This is a genomic window from Pseudoalteromonas sp. Z9A5, assembly GCF_011378875.1.
In the GTDB taxonomy this organism is placed as follows: Bacteria; Pseudomonadota; Gammaproteobacteria; order Enterobacterales; family Alteromonadaceae; genus Pseudoalteromonas.
Genome location: NZ_WTLC01000131.1, coordinates 1 through 504, shown reverse-complemented (window position 1 = coordinate 504; position 504 = coordinate 1). Strand labels below are relative to the sequence as shown.

Here is a 504-nt window from a genome sequence, read left to right as displayed (position 1 = left end):
TTTAAATTGCGTGATAAGCACTCCAACGAGCATTTGATTAGGCACAATTACTCCTTCGTCCAGAGTTAATGGCATCGCATTTTTAATACTGTCTAGTCGTGCATTATTGACCGCGCAATAGTGTGAGTTATGACTCTCAAAAAAGTCGAGTAAAGTCTGTTTTCTTGCTTTTTTAACCGCAGTGAGTGACGGCCATTTCTGAATGAAGTCGCAGAATATATACGTGTCCTTTTCTTTAAACCATTCAAGTGCCTGCGGGTAATAATTTTTTAATGTCGCTGTTATTTTATTGGATAAATCGACACTGTCTTGCACTAAACTTCGGCGATATTCAACAAGCTGAGACAGCGAACGCATAGCAGCTGACTCGGGCTCAATGACAGACAGCTTGTCCATATGTAACGTGAGAATTTCAACTTGTAGAAAGGCATCTGATGGGTCATCTTTTGCGCCACTGGGCTTAAAAGCCTGGCGGTATTTAGCAACAGCACAAGGATTAACGGT

Annotated in this window: 1 protein-coding gene; it reads right to left on the bottom strand. The window is 41.5% G+C overall.

Translation table 11 applies throughout. The features are described 5' to 3' along the window. A partial coding sequence (locus GQR56_RS21350; RefSeq protein ID WP_166115409.1) for a transposase occupies positions 1 to 504 on the bottom strand: 504 nt, incomplete at both ends.